13 protein-coding genes and 3 pseudogenes are annotated in these 15,145 nt (G+C 61.2%); 11 read left to right on the forward strand and 5 right to left on the reverse strand.

The window, feature by feature from the left end; translation table 11 throughout:
• Both NKH13_RS26045 and NKH13_RS26050 read left to right on the forward strand, forming a co-directional pair.
• Positions 1-208: pseudogene (locus NKH13_RS26045) on the forward strand (IS91 family transposase); the annotation flags it as partial.
• 428 nt (positions 209-636) lie between these two features.
• Positions 637-1,349: pseudogene (locus tag NKH13_RS26050) on the forward strand (IS5 family transposase).
• A 779-nt stretch (positions 1,350-2,128) separates the two neighbouring features.
• Here NKH13_RS26050 and NKH13_RS26055 read toward each other — a convergent pair.
• The 5 genes and pseudogenes from NKH13_RS26055 to NKH13_RS26075 form a co-directional block, all read right to left on the reverse strand.
• A pseudogene (locus NKH13_RS26055) lies at positions 2,129-2,462 on the reverse strand (hypothetical protein); the annotation flags it as partial.
• A 143-nt stretch (positions 2,463-2,605) separates the two neighbouring features.
• Complete coding sequence (locus tag NKH13_RS26060) at positions 2,606-3,226, reverse strand: nitrogen fixation protein NifQ (RefSeq protein WP_502914585.1); 621 nt, start codon at positions 3,224-3,226, stop codon at positions 2,606-2,608.
• A gap of 323 nt (positions 3,227-3,549) precedes the next feature.
• Positions 3,550-3,750 carry a ferredoxin gene (locus NKH13_RS26065; protein ID WP_352491466.1) on the reverse strand — a complete coding sequence of 67 codons (201 nt, stop codon included), beginning with the start codon at positions 3,748-3,750 and terminating at the stop codon, positions 3,550-3,552.
• A gap of 40 nt (positions 3,751-3,790) precedes the next feature.
• Positions 3,791-5,008: a cytochrome P450 gene (locus tag NKH13_RS26070; RefSeq protein ID WP_352548234.1), complete on the reverse strand. Its 1,218-nt coding sequence runs from the start codon at positions 5,006-5,008 to the stop codon at positions 3,791-3,793.
• An 853-nt stretch (positions 5,009-5,861) separates the two neighbouring features.
• Entirely contained in the window at positions 5,862-6,929 is a 1,068-nt protein-coding gene (locus tag NKH13_RS26075; protein WP_352494970.1) for a hemin-degrading factor, read from the reverse strand.
• Between the two features lie 724 nt (positions 6,930-7,653).
• Between NKH13_RS26075 and NKH13_RS26080 the strand changes: the two genes are divergently transcribed.
• The 9 genes from NKH13_RS26080 to NKH13_RS26120 all read left to right on the forward strand — a co-directional run bounded on the left by NKH13_RS26080 (position 7,654) and on the right by NKH13_RS26120 (position 15,016).
• Entirely contained in the window at positions 7,654-7,974 is a 321-nt protein-coding gene (locus NKH13_RS26080; protein ID WP_352506805.1) for a HesB/IscA family protein, read from the forward strand.
• A 261-nt stretch (positions 7,975-8,235) separates the two neighbouring features.
• Positions 8,236-8,481: a NifU family protein gene (locus NKH13_RS26085; protein WP_352915422.1), complete on the forward strand. Its 246-nt coding sequence runs from the start codon at positions 8,236-8,238 to the stop codon at positions 8,479-8,481.
• Complete coding sequence (gene nifS, locus NKH13_RS26090; protein WP_352566023.1) at positions 8,432-9,649, forward strand: cysteine desulfurase NifS; 1,218 nt, start codon at positions 8,432-8,434, stop codon at positions 9,647-9,649. The genes NKH13_RS26085 and nifS overlap by 50 nt, the downstream gene beginning before the upstream one ends.
• Positions 9,646-10,854 (forward strand): homocitrate synthase, encoded by a 1,209-nt coding sequence (gene nifV / locus NKH13_RS26095; protein ID WP_352822249.1) that lies wholly within the window; start codon positions 9,646-9,648, stop codon positions 10,852-10,854. The genes nifS and nifV overlap by 4 nt, the downstream gene beginning before the upstream one ends.
• Positions 10,851-11,231, forward strand: a complete 381-nt coding sequence (gene nifW, locus NKH13_RS26100; protein WP_352491471.1) for a nitrogenase stabilizing/protective protein NifW — start codon at positions 10,851-10,853, stop codon at positions 11,229-11,231. The genes nifV and nifW overlap by 4 nt, the downstream gene beginning before the upstream one ends.
• A 177-nt stretch (positions 11,232-11,408) precedes the next feature.
• Positions 11,409-12,260 (forward strand): electron transfer flavoprotein subunit beta/FixA family protein, encoded by an 852-nt coding sequence (locus tag NKH13_RS26105; RefSeq protein WP_352548223.1) that lies wholly within the window; start codon positions 11,409-11,411, stop codon positions 12,258-12,260.
• 18 nt (positions 12,261-12,278) lie between these two features.
• Positions 12,279-13,388 (forward strand): electron transfer flavoprotein subunit alpha/FixB family protein, encoded by a 1,110-nt coding sequence (locus NKH13_RS26110; protein ID WP_352548221.1) that lies wholly within the window; start codon positions 12,279-12,281, stop codon positions 13,386-13,388.
• 9 nt (positions 13,389-13,397) lie between these two features.
• On the forward strand, positions 13,398-14,705 hold the full coding sequence (locus tag NKH13_RS26115; protein ID WP_352873063.1) for an FAD-binding protein: 1,308 nt from the start codon (positions 13,398-13,400) through the stop codon (positions 14,703-14,705).
• An 11-nt stretch (positions 14,706-14,716) separates the two neighbouring features.
• Positions 14,717-15,016 carry a ferredoxin family protein gene (locus NKH13_RS26120; RefSeq protein WP_023678245.1) on the forward strand — a complete coding sequence of 100 codons (300 nt, stop codon included), beginning with the start codon at positions 14,717-14,719 and terminating at the stop codon, positions 15,014-15,016.
• Positions 15,017-15,145 lie beyond the last annotated feature (129 nt).

A 15,145-nucleotide genomic window follows, 5' to 3' on the forward strand; every position in this document is an offset into this window, starting at 1 on the left:
CAACGGCCATCGCGCCGCAAAGCTCGACCTGTGTCGCAGGCTGCTGGCCAACCCGCTGCAGGACAATATCGAACCGCGCGTCGAAAGCACGCCCGCGCCCCTCAGATTAGCGCATCGCTGCCCATGCTGTGGAGGATCGATGATCACGCTGGCCATCTGGCGCTGCGGACAAGCGCCGCCAGGTCCCTTGTGGGACAACACCTCATGATCGTACGCGGCAGGTCCACATCACCAGCTTTGGTATCCGTCGCCATCCGCGCCGGCATGCCGACCTTTGACTTTCCGCACAAGACCGCGAGCACTCGTGCCCGCGACAGAAGGCGTCCCCACCCAATCCGCGGTGATCGCCATCAAGAGTCGACCTTCCACCGTGCCATCATCCCTTGGGGTCGCATCGCGGTTGCCCTTCATTCACCCGACGAAGACAATCCCGACCGCCCCTCCAGGCTACATCCCCATAGCGCCAGATTAGCCCGCGGCTTCGTTCAATCCGGCTTGCAATGAGGTCCGACGTCGAGCCTGCGTGCCCCGGCTGTGCCCGGACCTCACAGAACCCTTCAGATTCCCATTCTGGCTTGATCGTGATTCAAGCTTTGGATGGAACGATTCGTGCTGACGGACGCCCAGTGGGCGAAGATGGAACCGCATTGTCTGGGTAAGCCAGCGGATCCTGGGCGAAGCGGCCAGGACAATCGCCTGTTCGTCGAAGCGGTTCTTTGGATCGTGCGGACTGGCAGTCCGTGGCGTGATCTGCCTGCCCTCTTCGGAAAGTGGAACAGCGTTTTCACGCGATACCGAGGTTGGGTCAAAGCCGATGTTTTCATTCGGCTTTTCGAGGCTTGCTCGGGCCAGCCGGACATGGAATACGCCATGGTCGACGCCACCATCGTCAAGGTCCATCGACACGGCCAGGGCGCAAAAGGGGGACTCAAAGCCAGGCCATAGGTCGCTCCAAGGGCGGTATGACAACCAAAATCTTGGCGCTTGCCGACGCGCTTGGCAATCTCGTGCGCTTTGTCCTGCTGCCGGGCCAGCGCTTCGATACGGTCGGTGTCGAACCGCTCATCCAAGGCCTCTCCTTCGGCGCTCTGATCGCCGACAAGGCCTTCGACAGCAACACCATCATCGCCGATCTGAACGAGCGTGGCGCCAAGATCGTCATTTCCCAGCATCCGCGCCGAACAAAGCCGATCCCGCTCGATGCCGAGATGTACAAATGGCGTCATCTGATCGAGAATTTCTTCTGCAAACTCAAAGAGTTCAAACGCATCGCCATGCGCGCCGACAAAACCGACCAGAGCTTCAATGCCATCATTCATCTCGCTGCTGCCGTCATCAACTCCAAATGAATCTCAACAAGCCCTAGGCCAGCGGGTTGAATACGACATTAACGTTTGGTCTGTCAGTGAATGTACTTGCCCGCCATTGCTAGGTTTACGTCCGTGCCTGTTGGTATCTGCCTTCCGGATGAACCACACCTCCAGATTCGGCTGCTTCTGGCTTTATAGCCAGGTTTCGGGTCTATTGGCCGGCCACATCGGTCACGCCCAAATGGGCCAATGGAGCCTCTAAGTCAGCTACGATCGTCAACTGGTGGGTCGCTCGGCTTATGGCGACATAGAAGCGAAGCGGTCCCTGTCTTTGTCTATTTCGGGCCGGTAAGCGGCCGGGCGCGCCCTACCGAGGCACGCTTCGTTACTGAGTTTTTAGGAAAGCGCTGAGGCAAACCGATCATCCTAAACCCAACTCAACCTCCGCAGCCGTGGGTAGTGCATCAGATGCACTACCCAGCCGTCGCAGCATTTGACAGACCAACATGCGCGGTGTCATTTTGGTGGCTCAGCCAACATTGTCGCAAAGTCCTTATGTAGCCTCAGTCGCGCCCGCATGTCGCATTCTTGTTGCGTGGAGCGGCGGGAGCTCAGTGGGAACATACGTAAATCCATGGGAAATGCTGGAACCTTGAGTATTGGTCCCGCCTCCCCAATTGTATCTTGTTCAGACGCTAACTAGCTGTAGCTCCTATGATAATTTGCCTAAAGGATTCGATCGCAGTGGGGACTCTGACTCCGTTAGTCCTGGTTCGAATCCAGGTTCCCCAGAGAGCGTCGGCGCGCGCCCTGCCGGAAGCTTGGCCGAGGATGATGGTGGAGCGGCAGCAATGAAATTGATGGCGACGCCGAAGACAATCTGGCCGCCGGGATGGGTGATCCAGGCGAAACCGTGCACCAGCGCGAAAAGCAGGGCGGTGGCTACGGCGGCACCCAGGCCGAGCCGGGCCGAGCCTGTAACCGCGGCCGCCGAGGCGCCGCAAAGGTGCCGGCCAGCATCTTGCGCTCGAGCCCGGTGTCGAAGACGCCGGCTCGCTCCGAATAGAGCCCGGCCAGGGAGGCGAAGAGCAACAACCCGGAGAACAGCAGTTGCTCGGCCTCGATGGTGCAGGTCGGGTCCTGCACCGCCATGATGACGGCGCCCGCCGAAGCGTGCATCGCGAGCAATCGGACAGCAGGCACAGCATTCAACTCTCGAAGGCGTCCGTCGACATTCGACAAGAAACCTATGGCGCGGCGCGAGCGCTGGCGCTGTACGACTGACGAAGCGGCTGTCAATCCGAGGCGACGCCGTTCTTGATCCGTGTGAGGCGGCTTTCGCCTTCCTCCGGGCCGAAGCAGCTTTCGAAATCATTGCATTCCTGGCAACGGGGCGCGCTGCACAGCGAAAAACCTTCGGCCTCGCAGAGCTTGCGGTGAAAGTATTTCTTCCACTTCATCTTTTGGGTGTTGCCGGCCGCCAGCGTCGGAAAATGCGAGGCGAGCAGGCGGCCGAGGTCGGTTCGATTAAAAAGGCCAAGGTCCTGCCAGAGGTGGTCATTGCGCATGGCACGCCGGGCGATGATCCTGGCGAAGCGGGCGCTCGTCGGGTCGCCAGGTCGGGCATGCGCCAGCAGCAGTCCATGCAGAAGTTCTTCCTCCAGATCCGGCTCGGGCTCGCTCACCTCTTTCAAGGCAAACGCGTTGATAGGAATAGCAGGGAAACAGCGGGACAGGACATCGCGCAGCTCGGCGCGCGAAAGTCCGGTTGCCTCCGTCGCCGTCGCCTCGCCGGCCTCGATCTCCTCGAGCGCACGTGAAAGCACACAGGCAAGCACATGCTGGTCGAACCTCCTCTCCAGCTCGATGTGCGGCCATTGGCCGGTGCTGAGCCGGGCGTAATGTTGGGCAAATATGGTGCGTTCTCCTGGTTTCGTCCTATCAAATCATGCAGAGACCCGGCCTGCCGCAACATGGGTCGGGCAGTTCTTCGGTATGGCACTCCGGGTCGCCCCGCGTCGAGTAGTTCGGCAATTCTCGTCTGGTCCATCGGCTCTGACGCAAATTCTGTGATTGGAAGAGGTGTTCGCGAACCCCTGCCCTGCCGTTTGCGCCTCACGGGGAACACTGGCGCCGGAAATGCCCCTGCAGAGTTGGACGTGAACCGTGCGGGACAGAGGTCGCGTGCTGAGTGCGGCCACATGGTTCAAGCCCGCCAGACTCTCGGTTGAATGAGTCCTCAAAGCGCGCAGCGGGTGAGTTCCAGCGCACGTTCAGGACAGGATCGCGCGCCCCGCGATGCAGGCAGTTCCTCCCCTTCCGCAACTTCAATGTCACCAGGCAGGATGTAGCCCTCGTCATCAAGCTTGAAGATGTCCGGCGCTTGCGCCGCGCATCGCGCGTGACCCTGGCATTTGGCCTTTTGGACGATGATGCGCATAGCGCTGCCTCCATTGTCTGTGCCCCGGGTCGGGGCGGGCCTAAGACCAGTCCAGGATCAAATTTTCGATCCCGAACACATGGCCGCCAGAAGTTATCGGTGCCGTACCCTGCTTGATCCTGAAAGCCGGGATGCGCGCCAACCACTCCTCCAGGCCAATGACAATCTCCCGCCGGGCAAGGTGTGAGCCAAGGCAACGGTGGGGACCATAGCCAAACGCTGCGTGGCGGTTGTCCTCCCGCTCCAAATCGATTGTGTTGGGGCATTCGAATTCCGCCGGGTCACGATTGGCAATCATCGTGGCGCAGGAAACATAGTCCCCCTTCCGGATCGGCGCGCCTTCGAAGTCGATATCTTTCGTAGCCACGCGGATCAACTGAATGGGCGGATAGGCCCGCAGCAATTCTTCGGTTGCGAGCGGGATGCGGTCCGGTTCGCTCCGCAGCAATTGCTGATCTTTGAGGTTGCGCGCGAGGTACGCCAAGTCAAAGCCTATAGCTGCTGCGACCGTGTCGAGCCCAGCGACAAAGACAAGCACGCCGATGCCGCGGACTTGGGTGTCCGTCAGCCGGCGGCCCTCGACCTGTGCCTGCACGATAAAGGTCATGAAATCGTCAACCGCCTCCTGGCGGCGCATGGCTGCAAGTTCGTCGATGAATGCCACGATCGTCCGGGCAGCCACAGGTCGTTCCTTATCGTCGCCGTGGAGCAGATCTTTCCCCCAGCCGACGAATGTATCGAGTCGGTCATCGGGCAACCCCAGAAAGCGAAGAAAGGTGCTCACCGCGAAAGGAAAGGCAAAATCCTTCATCACGTCGCAGCTTGTGCCCGACGCGGCGATCCTTTCGATCAGCTCGACCGCCCGTTCGCGGACAGCCGGTTCCAAAGCCAACACCCGCTTTGGCGAAAGCAGCGGATTGAGCAGTGAGCGAAAGACGCCATGGGCCGGTGGATCGAGCTCAAGCGGGATCGTCGGCCAGTTTTCACCCAGTATGGAGGAGAAGATGCTGCGATGGCTGGAAAAAGTCTCTGCGTCCTGCAGCACCTTCCGCTGGTCCGCGGCACGGGTGATGACCCAGGTACCCCGGCCATCTTGCGTGTTGTAGCGGGAGTAAAAGATCGGAGGCCCGTCATGTACGCAAGCGACAGCTGCGTGTGGATCCCCGTTGGGTGTTGGTGGCATCCCTGGCGATGTAAACAGGCTGAAGTCCCTCACCATTTCGGGCGGGACATGATCTGGAACGGGGTTGGTCGCCATTTTGTTTTCTCTACATTGGCGTTCATGGCTCGATTGAGATTGCACCGCTGTTCATAAAGTCGATTTCCAGCATGGGCACGTCTCTTGTCGGGCGCCTTCTAGATTCTGTCGCCTGATACAGCCCACCTGCACCAGCGCGGATGAGATCGGTTGCGAAGTCGATCAGAAGGGGCATCTCCGCCGCGCTGCGGTCATGAAGCAAAGCCGCCGCTTATCCCCGTTAGGGTTGAGAGGCTGGTCAATCACCTCTGAGCTCCGTGACGCACTGCTGATGCCCTGCTGATCAAATTGTCGAAGCAAGTCGCGTGCCGGATAGGCGTACCCATGGCGCTGCACCAAGCAATGCCAGCCTGCACTAGGCCCGCCGCTGATGATCACCTGTCCATCATTCTTAGGACAACGTCCGACAACCGACATCCGTGGTCGGTTTTGTCGAGTCCGCGACATCGGGCTGTTCGGCTTGGCTGCTGCTGCACAGCCTTCCGGTCGACGAGCGAGGAGATCGCTCGCACGGCCCGGATTGAGCAACGACGCGATCCAGCGCAAGGTTCGGGTGCGGTCCGACAAGACCCGGCCGCGCTTCCGCTTCGGTTCGGCGCTGATGGCATATGCGTTGTTGTAGCCGCTGCAAGGATTTCCGGTCAGACGAGCGATGCACTCGTGCGCAGCGATCCGGCCGGCGACGAGCCTGACTGTATCGATGCGGTCAATTCCGGCGTGCACACCTGACCGTGCGTATGCGCTAACACGGCAAGCTCTATCGCACATGGACCTATATTTCCTCGCGAGCCGCTGTCGGAACGTGGTGCCGAGTCCTATGGCGGCCGGTTCAATCCGAGGGCCTGTCGGCACTCTACACATCCCGGTCGGTCGGACCGGGAACGCGTGGCAGACTCTCGGCCAGAAACCGCCAGTCGCTGCGCTCGCGTTCGCCTTCCTTGCGCGTGCCGAAGAACTGGACGATCATCTTGCCGTCGGCGCCATAGGCTTCAACGGACGTGACGTGACCGTCCCTCGTCGGCTTGCGCACGGCCCAGACCTCGCGGATGTGATGAGTCCTAAGATGGAGATGGAAGTTCTCGTCAAGCACATTGATGCGCGGCCCGATCTGCTTGACCGACTTGATCGGGCCGGAATGGATCTGGATGCAACCACGATTGCCGACAAAGCACATGATCGGCATCTCGTCTTCGGCCGCCTGTTGGAACAGGGCGCCAACGGCATCATTGTCGAGCAGCCAGGCGTAATCCTCGTCGGCCATACGCATCGCCTGGCAGCGGCTGAGCTTCAGGGTCTTTAACATATGGTAGAACTGATGCACGTCGCTCAGCCGGCTCCAGTGCTCGCGTAGGTCGTCGACCGTGGCGGCTTGGTCTGGACTCACTGCATTATCGAGCGCCCCGCTCGCCTCGACCGATATGATCGGCTCCTGGTCGGAGGATACAAGCTCTGCCGCCAGATTCTGATAGGCGTGCAGGTTCGAGGCGGGCCTGAGATGTACTTTGTGCATCGCCTCGCCGGTGGCATCAAAGAATTGCAGGCTGCGGCGGATCTCGGCTCCCTCGCGCTTCTCGACGGCGAAGCCATACGCCCACGCTTTCGGGAAGATGCGCAGGTCGATCTCGTCGCCGAGCACCATGGCATGCGGGTTGCCGGTGACCACTTTGTCGTAGACGCCGATCTTTTGGTGCACGGCACTTTGGTTGCGGGTGACCGCCATCACCTCGCCGACCGCTTCGAGGCCGGTCAGCAGATCATCGACGCGCGGCTCGATGCGCACCGCGCCGTGACCACAATGCGCCGCGACCAATTCGGCTTCCGAAATACCCAATCGAGCGGCGAGATCATGCTCCCGGATTTTCGGATTGTCTTCGCACGCCCGCCGGATTTCGTCCGGCGACGGTTTCTCGCGCTGGTCCATGTCTTACCCCTGCTTCCACCTACGTGTGAGGATCAGCTGCCCTGCCGGTGAATCTTCAGCCGATCGGGCGCGCCGTAATGCTCGACCCTGATCTGCTGCTGGCCCGTGAACAAAGTGTCGCTGGACAGCGTGCGCACGTCGTCGCACCCGCGCGAAAACCGGGGGTGCTATCGGAGCGGCGAGACCCGAGTGACACGAGCAGGCACATGCCGATGGAATCTCATCGAGCCGGTCGGTGGCCACCGGGCGGTGGTGAGCGATTGTGGGTGTTGTCGCAATCGGCCAATCGGTCATTCGGATGCCACGGGCGGCGCTGCTTCGCCAAACAAAGCGTGTCTGACCCAGTCCTGACATGTTGCTCCCTTGCTTCGCCGCATCGATCGCGAGGGCACCCACGACACGATTGTGGATCGGCAGTCTCTTGCCACCTCGCCAGTTGAGCTTCAAAAACCGTGCCAATTGCGCCGGAGCAAGCTCAGAAGGAGTCTTCTGTAATGGTCATTGGTTTAATGTGAGTTCAGCCAACAACTCAGGCCCAACATCCCGCGTGGCGGACCCGACAAACCCGACAGTACGTGTCGGTTGGCCGACACCTTCGCAGCAATGGACTCACAAGAATCACCGCAGGGTCAGAGATGCCGCGCTGTGTTGAAACGGTTTTCGCTTTGGCACGGTGCATGCAGCGTGATGCGCAAGCAGGTCCCGGACTGAGGAGAATGGAGCCATGATTACGCTCACCGACAACGCTGTTGCCGCCATCAAGACTGCTCTTTCCCGCGCCCAAGAGCCGGCGGAAGGCTTTCGCATCATGGTCCAGGCCGGCGGCTGCGCCGGCTTCAAATACTTAATGGGCCTGGAGAGCGTGTCGCGCGAGGGCGACGCGATCACCGAGACAGATGGGATCAAGCTGTTCGTGGACGCGGGCTCCCAACCGCATGTTGCCGGCATGACCGTCGACTTCCTCACCGGGCTCGAATCTTCCGGCTTTGTTTTCGATAACCCCAACGCGCGCGAGAAGTGCGGCTGCGGCAAGTCCTTCAGTTGATCGCCCGAAGCGCCTGTGCGGGTCCATGAAGCGATTGCCGCCGACGCACTCATTTGCGGCAGAGGAGGCTTATATGGCCGGCACAACAGATGTCCCTGTCCTCAAGAACAAGGCAAGGTCGAAGCCGATCTTGGGACCGGCAATCGCTTCAGGTAGGATGCAAAGAACGTCGCCTCCCGAAACAGTTCGGTTCCTGGTGGCACCCAAGCTGGCGGCCAAATCGCGCCGCTGCGCCAAATTCGGCTTATCGATAACGTTGTCGTGTTCGGGCGTCCTTACCTGCGGGCTAACGGCGGCGACTGCGGACTTGTCCATGTCGACGCCGATCCGGTCTACGTCAAACTCTCGGGCGTCTGCGCCGGCTGCCAGTTCGGGCCCATCATCATCAACGGCATGCGCCAGAGGCTCAATGAGGCGGTCGCACGCTCTCGTCATTCCGGTCAACTGAGGATCGCACATGAAACCTGTCTACCTCGACAACAACGCAACCACACGGGTCGATCCTGAGGTCGTGCAAGCGATGTTGCCGTTCTTTAGGGATCAATTCGGCAACCCTTCGTCGGCGCACGCTCTTGGCGCCTCAGTCAGTGCGGCGGTGAGAAAGGCGCGGAGGCAGTTGCAAGCTCTGATCGGCGCGGAGTTCGACGATGAGATCACCTTCACCTCGGGTGGGACAGAAAGCGACAATGCAGCGCTTCTTTCGGCGCTCGAGGCGGCGCCCAACCGAACCGAGATCGTGACGTCCGCGGTCGAGCATCCCGCCGTGCTGACGCTCTGCGCGCATCTTGAGAAGACCCGCCGCGTCAAGGTGCACAGGATTCCGGTGGATTGCCGTGGCCGGCTCGACCTCGACGCCTATATGGCCGCCCTCACCCCACAGGTGGCAATCGTCTCGATAATGTGGGCGAACAATGAGACTGGTGTGATCTTCCCCGTGGCCAGGCTTGCCGAGTTGGCCAAGGAAGTGGACGCCCTTTTTCATACCGATGCTGTGCAGGCGGTCGGCAAGCTTCCGATGGACCTGAAGTCGACCGCAATCGACATGCTGTCGCTCTCCGGCCACAAGCTGCACGGGCCGAAAGGGATCGGCGCGCTTTTCGTAAAACGTGGCGTCAATTTCCACTCGCTGATCAAGGGGGGCCACCAAGAACACAACCGGCGTGCTGGCACCGAGAATACGCCCGGCATAGTCGGGCTCGGCATGGCGGCCGAACTCGCCTTGAAATTCATGGACGACGAGACCACACGGGTAAAGTCGCTCCGCGACCGTTTAGAGGACGGGATTCTCCAGCGCATCCCAAGCACCTGTGTCACTGGTGATCCCCTGGAACGGTTGCCCAACACCGCAAACATCTCCTTCGAACATGTCGAAAGTGATGGAATCCCACTCCTCCTCAGCCGCGTGGGCATCGCGTGTTCCTCCGGCTCCGCCTGCACCTCCGGCTCTCTGGAACCGAGCCATGTCCTGAGCGCGATGAAAACGCCACACGCGGCAGTCCGCTTCTCCTTGGCGCGGGACAACGGCGAAGCGGACGTCGACCGGGTGCTCGAGGTCATGCCGGCAATCGTGGAGAAGCTGCGTGGCTTTCCCAGTTCTGGGCCGGGTAAGCGAAGCTCCGAAGACGTTCAATCCGGTCTATGCCTGAGCGGCAGCAGAACAGGCTACCGTCCATGACCCGTCATGTCTTTCTCAACGATACGACCTTGCGCGATGGCGAGCAGGCGCCCGGCGTCGTCTTTACCACGACGGAAAAGCTGGAGATCGCCGAGTCTCTTGCGGCGGCCGGCGTCACAGAGATCGAGATCGGCACGCCGGTCATGGGCGCCGACGAGATCGAAACAATTCGCGCCGTGGTCGCGCGGTGTCTCCCGGTTCGGCTCATGGCCTGGTGCCGGATGACGTTGCTGGATCTCGATGCAGCGATCGAGAGCGGCGTCCACGCCGTCAATCTATCGCTGCCTGCCTCGGACATCCAACTTGCCGCCAAGCTCGGCCTCGATAAGGCGGGAGCGCTCCAGGTCATCGAACATATGGTCAGACGCGCAGCCGCCGCCGGCTTCTTCGTCGCGGTGGGCTGCGAGGATGCCTCGCGGGCCAATCGGGATCATCTCGCCCGCGTCATCGAGACGGCTGCACGCGCCGGCGCAAGCCGCGTCAGGCTAGCCGACACAGTCGGCGTTCTCGATGCGTTTTCGACCTTCGAACTTGTCGCCCAGCTCGTGGCGCAGTCTCCAATCGACCTTGAATTTCATGCGCACAACGATCTCGGACTTGCTGCCGCCAACACGCTGGCCGCGATCCGCGCAGGCGCGCGCCATGCCTCCGTCACCGTCCTGGGGCTCGGCGAGCGTGCGGGCAATGCCGCGCTGGAAGAGGTGGCCGCCGCGATGGCGGTCCTCGACGGCGCGGATACCGGCATCGAGCTGACCGCATTGCCCGACCTCGCCGCCCAGGTGGCCTGGGCCGCCCGCCGGCAGACCGCGGCCATTAAACCGGTCGTCGGCGCCGATGTTTTCACGCACGAATCCGGCATTCACGTCGCAGGGCTGCTGAAGGACTCGCGCACTTATCAGGGGCTCGATCCGGCTCTCGTCGGCCGCTGCCGGCGTATCGTCATCGGCAAGCATTCCGGCGCCACTGCGATTGCCCATGTGCTGAGCGAAAGCGGTCGCGATCTCGACCCGGATCTGGCAGCCGCGATGGTGGCCCGCGTCCGGCGCGAGGCGGCCGAGACCAAATCGACCGTCACTGCAACTCAACTGGTCGAGCTCTACGATGGAATGTGCAGCGAGGCATCCCTCGCGGAGCTGTGCGGGTCCAGGTCAGCCGTGCGCGAGCGCACCGACACCACAGTTTTCCGACCAGGGAGAATGCAATGAATTGTTCCGCTGACAGCCGCCCCATCGACGTCACCGACATCCTCGCACGACTGAAGCGCCTGTCGGCTGCGGAGGAGTTCTTTGCAGTCCTTGGCGTCTCCTATGACCCGAAAGTGCTGAATGTCTCGCGGCTCCACATCATGAAGCGCGTGGGCCAATACCTTGCCGAAGAAGATTTCTCCGGTCTGCCCGACCAGGTGATTGCCGCGCGGGTGCGGGCGACGCTCGAACGCGCTTACGAGGACTTCGCGATTTCCTCGCCGCTCACGCATCGGGTCTTCAAGGTGCTCAAAGACCACGATCCGAACAAACCTGCCACGCCGGGCCGCACCTTTGTCCCGTTCGACTCCGTACTGAAGCGGTTCGGACAGGAATGACCGCGACACGGGTCGCGACGCGACAATGTCGAGAAGCCGACAAATCCGGTCATCACCACGGCGCCCTCAGAAGCAACCAATCGCAGAGGGGCACGCAAAACAGTTGGCACGAATGATGCAAACCAAGGAGATGAACCGCCAAGCCCGCATCCGGACAGGAGCCTGGAGAAACCGCCAATGCACATCGTAATCTGCATCAAGCAGGTGCCGGACTCGGCACAGATAAGGGTCCATCCGGTGACGAACACGATCATGCGCCAGGGTGTTCCGACTATCATCAACCCTTACGACCTGTTCGCCCTCGAAGAAGCCCTCAGACTGCGCGACTCCTATGGTGGCGAAGTCACCGTGCTCACTATGGGTCCGCCCATGGCAGAGGACGCGCTGCGCAAGGCGCTCGGTTACGGCGCCGACCGAGCGGTGCTCTTGACCGACCGCTATTTTGCCGGCTCCGACACGCTCGCGACCTCGTTCGCCCTTTCCCAGGCAATCGCGAAGGTTGGCGAGACGTTCGGCACGCCAGACCTCGTCTTCACCGGCAAGCAGACGATCGATGGCGACACCGCCCAGGTCGGGCCCGGCATCGCCAAGCGCCTCGGACTCCTGCAGTTGACCTATGTCGCGAAGATCGCCTCTATCGACCTTGCTGCGCGCGAGATCAAGGTTGAGCGCCGCTCCGAAGGCGGCACACAGATGCTGAAGAGCAGGCTACCTTGCCTGATCACCATGCTGGAAGGCACAAACGAGATCCGCCGGGGCTCGATCCAGGACGCCCTGTGCGCCGCGCGCAGCCAGGTCTTGAAATGGAGTGCGGCCGACGCCGGCATTGAGGATCTCACCAAATGCGGCCTGCGCGGTTCACCGACGGTCGTCAAGCGCGTTTTCGCCCCTCCTGCGCGGGCGGAAAAGGCGGCAAAAATCGACACCGCCGAGATGGCTTTGCGCGATGTCGCTGACGAACTCATCACGGCAATCTTCACCCGCCAGCCGGCATTGGAACATGAGCTCGCCTTCAACGGCGGCGCGTGAGAGGGCAAGGATCAGACGATGTCGAACGCGAACCGAGAAACCCCTCGCCCTGCCGCCGGCCGTGCCGGAATAAAGAAGGAGCTGCCCGCGCATTTCAAGGACTACCGGCACGTTTGGGTTTTCATCGAGCTCGAACGCGGTCAGGTCCATCCCGTATCGTTCGAACTGCTCGGCGAAGGCCGCAAGTTAGCAGACAAGCTTCAGGTCCAGCTTGCGGGCGTCGTGCTTGGACCGCCGGGAGAGGCCATCGGGAACGCCGTTGCCGAAGCCTTCGCTTATGGTGCCGACCTGGTCTACATCGTCGAGGAGCCGCTGCTCGCCGACTACAGGAACGAGCCTTTCACCAAGGCGATGACGGATCTGGTCGATACCCACAAACCCGAGATCCTTCTTCTCGGTGCCACCACACTCGGCAGGGATCTTGCCGGCTCCGTGGCGACGACCTTGCAGACAGGGCTCACGGCCGACTGCACCGAACTCGATGTGGATACCGACGGTTCGCTCGCCGCCACCCGTCCGACTTTCGGCGGTTCGTTGTTGTGCACGATCTATACGCTCAATTTCCGCCCCCAGATGGCGACAGTGCGACCGAGGGTCATGCCCATGCCGCAGCGGGCGGATAAACCGGTTGGGCGTGTCATCCGGCACAAGCTCTCGGTAGCCGAGGACGAGATCGTTACCAAAATCCTCGGCTTCCTGCCGGATAGTCAGTCGGCAAAGGCAAATCTTGCCTATGCCGACGTCGTGGTTGCGGGAGGCCTCGGTCTAGGCGCGGCGGAGAACCTGCAGCTTGTGAAGAATCTCGCGCGGGCAATCGGCGCCGAGCATGGCTGTTCGCGCCCGTTGGTCCAGAAGAGCTGGATGCCAGCTGATCGGCAGATCGGCCAAACTGGCAAGACCATCCGGCCGAAGCTTTACATAGCGGCCGGGATTTCCGGCGCCGTCCAGCATCGGGTTGGCGTCGAGGGGGCGGATCTCATCGTGGCCATCAACACCGACCCGAACGCGCCGATTTTCGATTTCGCTCACCTCGGGATCGTCACCGACGCGATCCGCTTCCTGCCCGCACTGACGGAAGCCTTCACCCGGCGGCTGTCGCCCCACAGTCGCGATAAGCTTGCGAGCTAAGGGACGGACATGATTGAGGAACAATTCGACGCCATTGTTATTGGGGCCGGCATGTCCGGAAACGCAGCTGCTTACACCATGGCCAGCCACGGCCTGAAGGTGCTGCAGTTGGAGCGGGGTGAATATCCGGGCTCCAAGAATGTCCAGGGTGCCATCATGTACGCGAACATGCTGGAGAAGATCATCCCGGATTTCCGGGACGATGCGCCTCTCGAGCGGCATTTGGTTGAACAGCGGCTTTGGGTGATGGACGACACATCCCATACCGGGATTCACTATCGGTCGGACGACTTCAATGAGGCGAAGCCCAACCGCTACACGATCATCCGTGCCCAGTTCGATAAATGGTTTTCGCGTAAGGTGCGCGAGGCCGGCGCGACGGTTCTGTGCGAGACGACCGTGACGGAACTCATCCGTGACGCCAAGGACAGGGTGATCGGCGTCCGCACAGACCGGGCCGGCGGAGCCATCTACGCGGACGTGGTCGTCCTCGCAGAAGGTGTATGCGGACTGCTTGGCACGCGGGCCGGCCTGCGCGAGATGCCGAAGCCGCAAACCGTGGCGCTCGCCGTCAAGGAAATGCATTTCCTGCCCGAAGAGGTCATTGAGCAGCGGTTCGGCCTCAAAGGCGATGAAGGCTGCGTGATCGAGGCGGTGGGCACGACCTCCCGCAGCATGGCCGGGCTCGGCTTCCTCTACACCAACAAGGAGTCGATCTCACTGGGCATTGGCTGCCTCGTCTCCGATTTCGCCGCGATGGTCGAGAGCCCTTACGTCCTCCTCGACGCCTTAAAAACCCATCCTTCGATCCGGCCGCTGATCGCCGGCTCGGAAGTGAAAGAATATTCCGCGCATCTCATTCCCGAAGGCGGCTACAAGGCTATTCCGCAGCTCTTTGGCGACGGTTGGGTCGTGGTCGGCGATGCCGCGCAACTGAACAACGCCATTCACCGCGAGGGTTCGAACCTCGCCATGACCTCCGGCCGCATCGCGGCTGAGGCAATCATCGAGGTCAAGAGCCGCAACGATCCTATGACCAAACGGAATCTCGCCCTTTACAAAGCCATGCTGGACAAGTCCTTCGTGGTCAAGGACCTAAGGAAATACAAAGACATGCCGGCCTTGCTCCACACCAATTCCTGCAATTACTTCACGGCTTATCCGCGGTTGATGTCGCAAGCCGCGCAGAACTTCATGCGTGTCGACGGCACGCCGAAGATCGAGAAGGAAAAGGCGACCACGGCGGCCTTCATCAAGGCGCGCTCGCGCTGGGGGTTGGTCAGCGACGCGGTCCGCCTTGCATTGGCGTGGCGCTGAGGGGAGACGAAATGACGATCGCAGTGACGAAGTCACGTGTCGAGGACAAGCTTTACCAGAACCGCTACTTGGTGGATTCCGGCCGTCCGCATATCAAAGTGCGACCGCACGAGAGGCCAAGCGCGAACTTGCTCGCGCTGACCCACGTCTGCCCCGCGAAATGTTATGAGTTGAACGACAAAGGTCAGGTGGAGATCACTGCCGACGGCTGCATGGAGTGCGGCACCTGCCGGATTTTGTGCGAGACCAGTGGCGAGATCGAGTGGAACTATCCACGCGGCGGCTTCGGAGTCCTCTTCAAATTCGGATGAGGACGCACGCACCGTATCAAGCGGGTCAATCTTGGTACACCTGAGGTCGCGACCAACGCCAAGTCTATCTTTGCTTGAATTGCCGCGCCACGAAGAGAAGCTCGTCAATACTGTGCTTTCACAATTCAG

The sequence above is a fragment of the Mesorhizobium sp. M1348 genome (genome assembly GCF_040317925.1).
Taxonomy (GTDB): domain Bacteria; phylum Pseudomonadota; class Alphaproteobacteria; order Rhizobiales; family Rhizobiaceae; genus Mesorhizobium.

Bases quoted from the DNA above. Each gene is read 5' to 3' on its own strand.
- NKH13_RS26065 (WP_352491466.1), bottom strand. From the start codon at position 3,750: ATGCGCATCATCGTCCAAAAGGCCAAATGCCAGGGTCACGCGCGATGC.
- NKH13_RS26070 (WP_352548234.1), bottom strand. From the start codon at position 5,008: ATGGCGACCAACCCCGTTCCAGATCATGTCCCGCCCGAAATGGTGAGG.
- NKH13_RS26075 (WP_352494970.1), bottom strand. From the start codon at position 6,929: ATGGACCAGCGCGAGAAACCGTCGCCGGACGAAATCCGGCGGGCGTGC.
- NKH13_RS26080 (WP_352506805.1), top strand. From the start codon at position 7,654: ATGATTACGCTCACCGACAACGCTGTTGCCGCCATCAAGACTGCTCTT.
- nifS (WP_352566023.1), top strand. From the start codon at position 8,432: ATGAAACCTGTCTACCTCGACAACAACGCAACCACACGGGTCGATCCT.
- nifV (WP_352822249.1), top strand. From the start codon at position 9,646: ATGACCCGTCATGTCTTTCTCAACGATACGACCTTGCGCGATGGCGAG.
- nifW (WP_352491471.1), top strand. From the start codon at position 10,851: ATGAATTGTTCCGCTGACAGCCGCCCCATCGACGTCACCGACATCCTC.
- NKH13_RS26105 (WP_352548223.1), top strand. From the start codon at position 11,409: ATGCACATCGTAATCTGCATCAAGCAGGTGCCGGACTCGGCACAGATA.
- NKH13_RS26110 (WP_352548221.1), top strand. From the start codon at position 12,279: ATGTCGAACGCGAACCGAGAAACCCCTCGCCCTGCCGCCGGCCGTGCC.
- NKH13_RS26115 (WP_352873063.1), top strand. From the start codon at position 13,398: ATGATTGAGGAACAATTCGACGCCATTGTTATTGGGGCCGGCATGTCC.
- NKH13_RS26120 (WP_023678245.1), top strand. From the start codon at position 14,717: ATGACGATCGCAGTGACGAAGTCACGTGTCGAGGACAAGCTTTACCAG.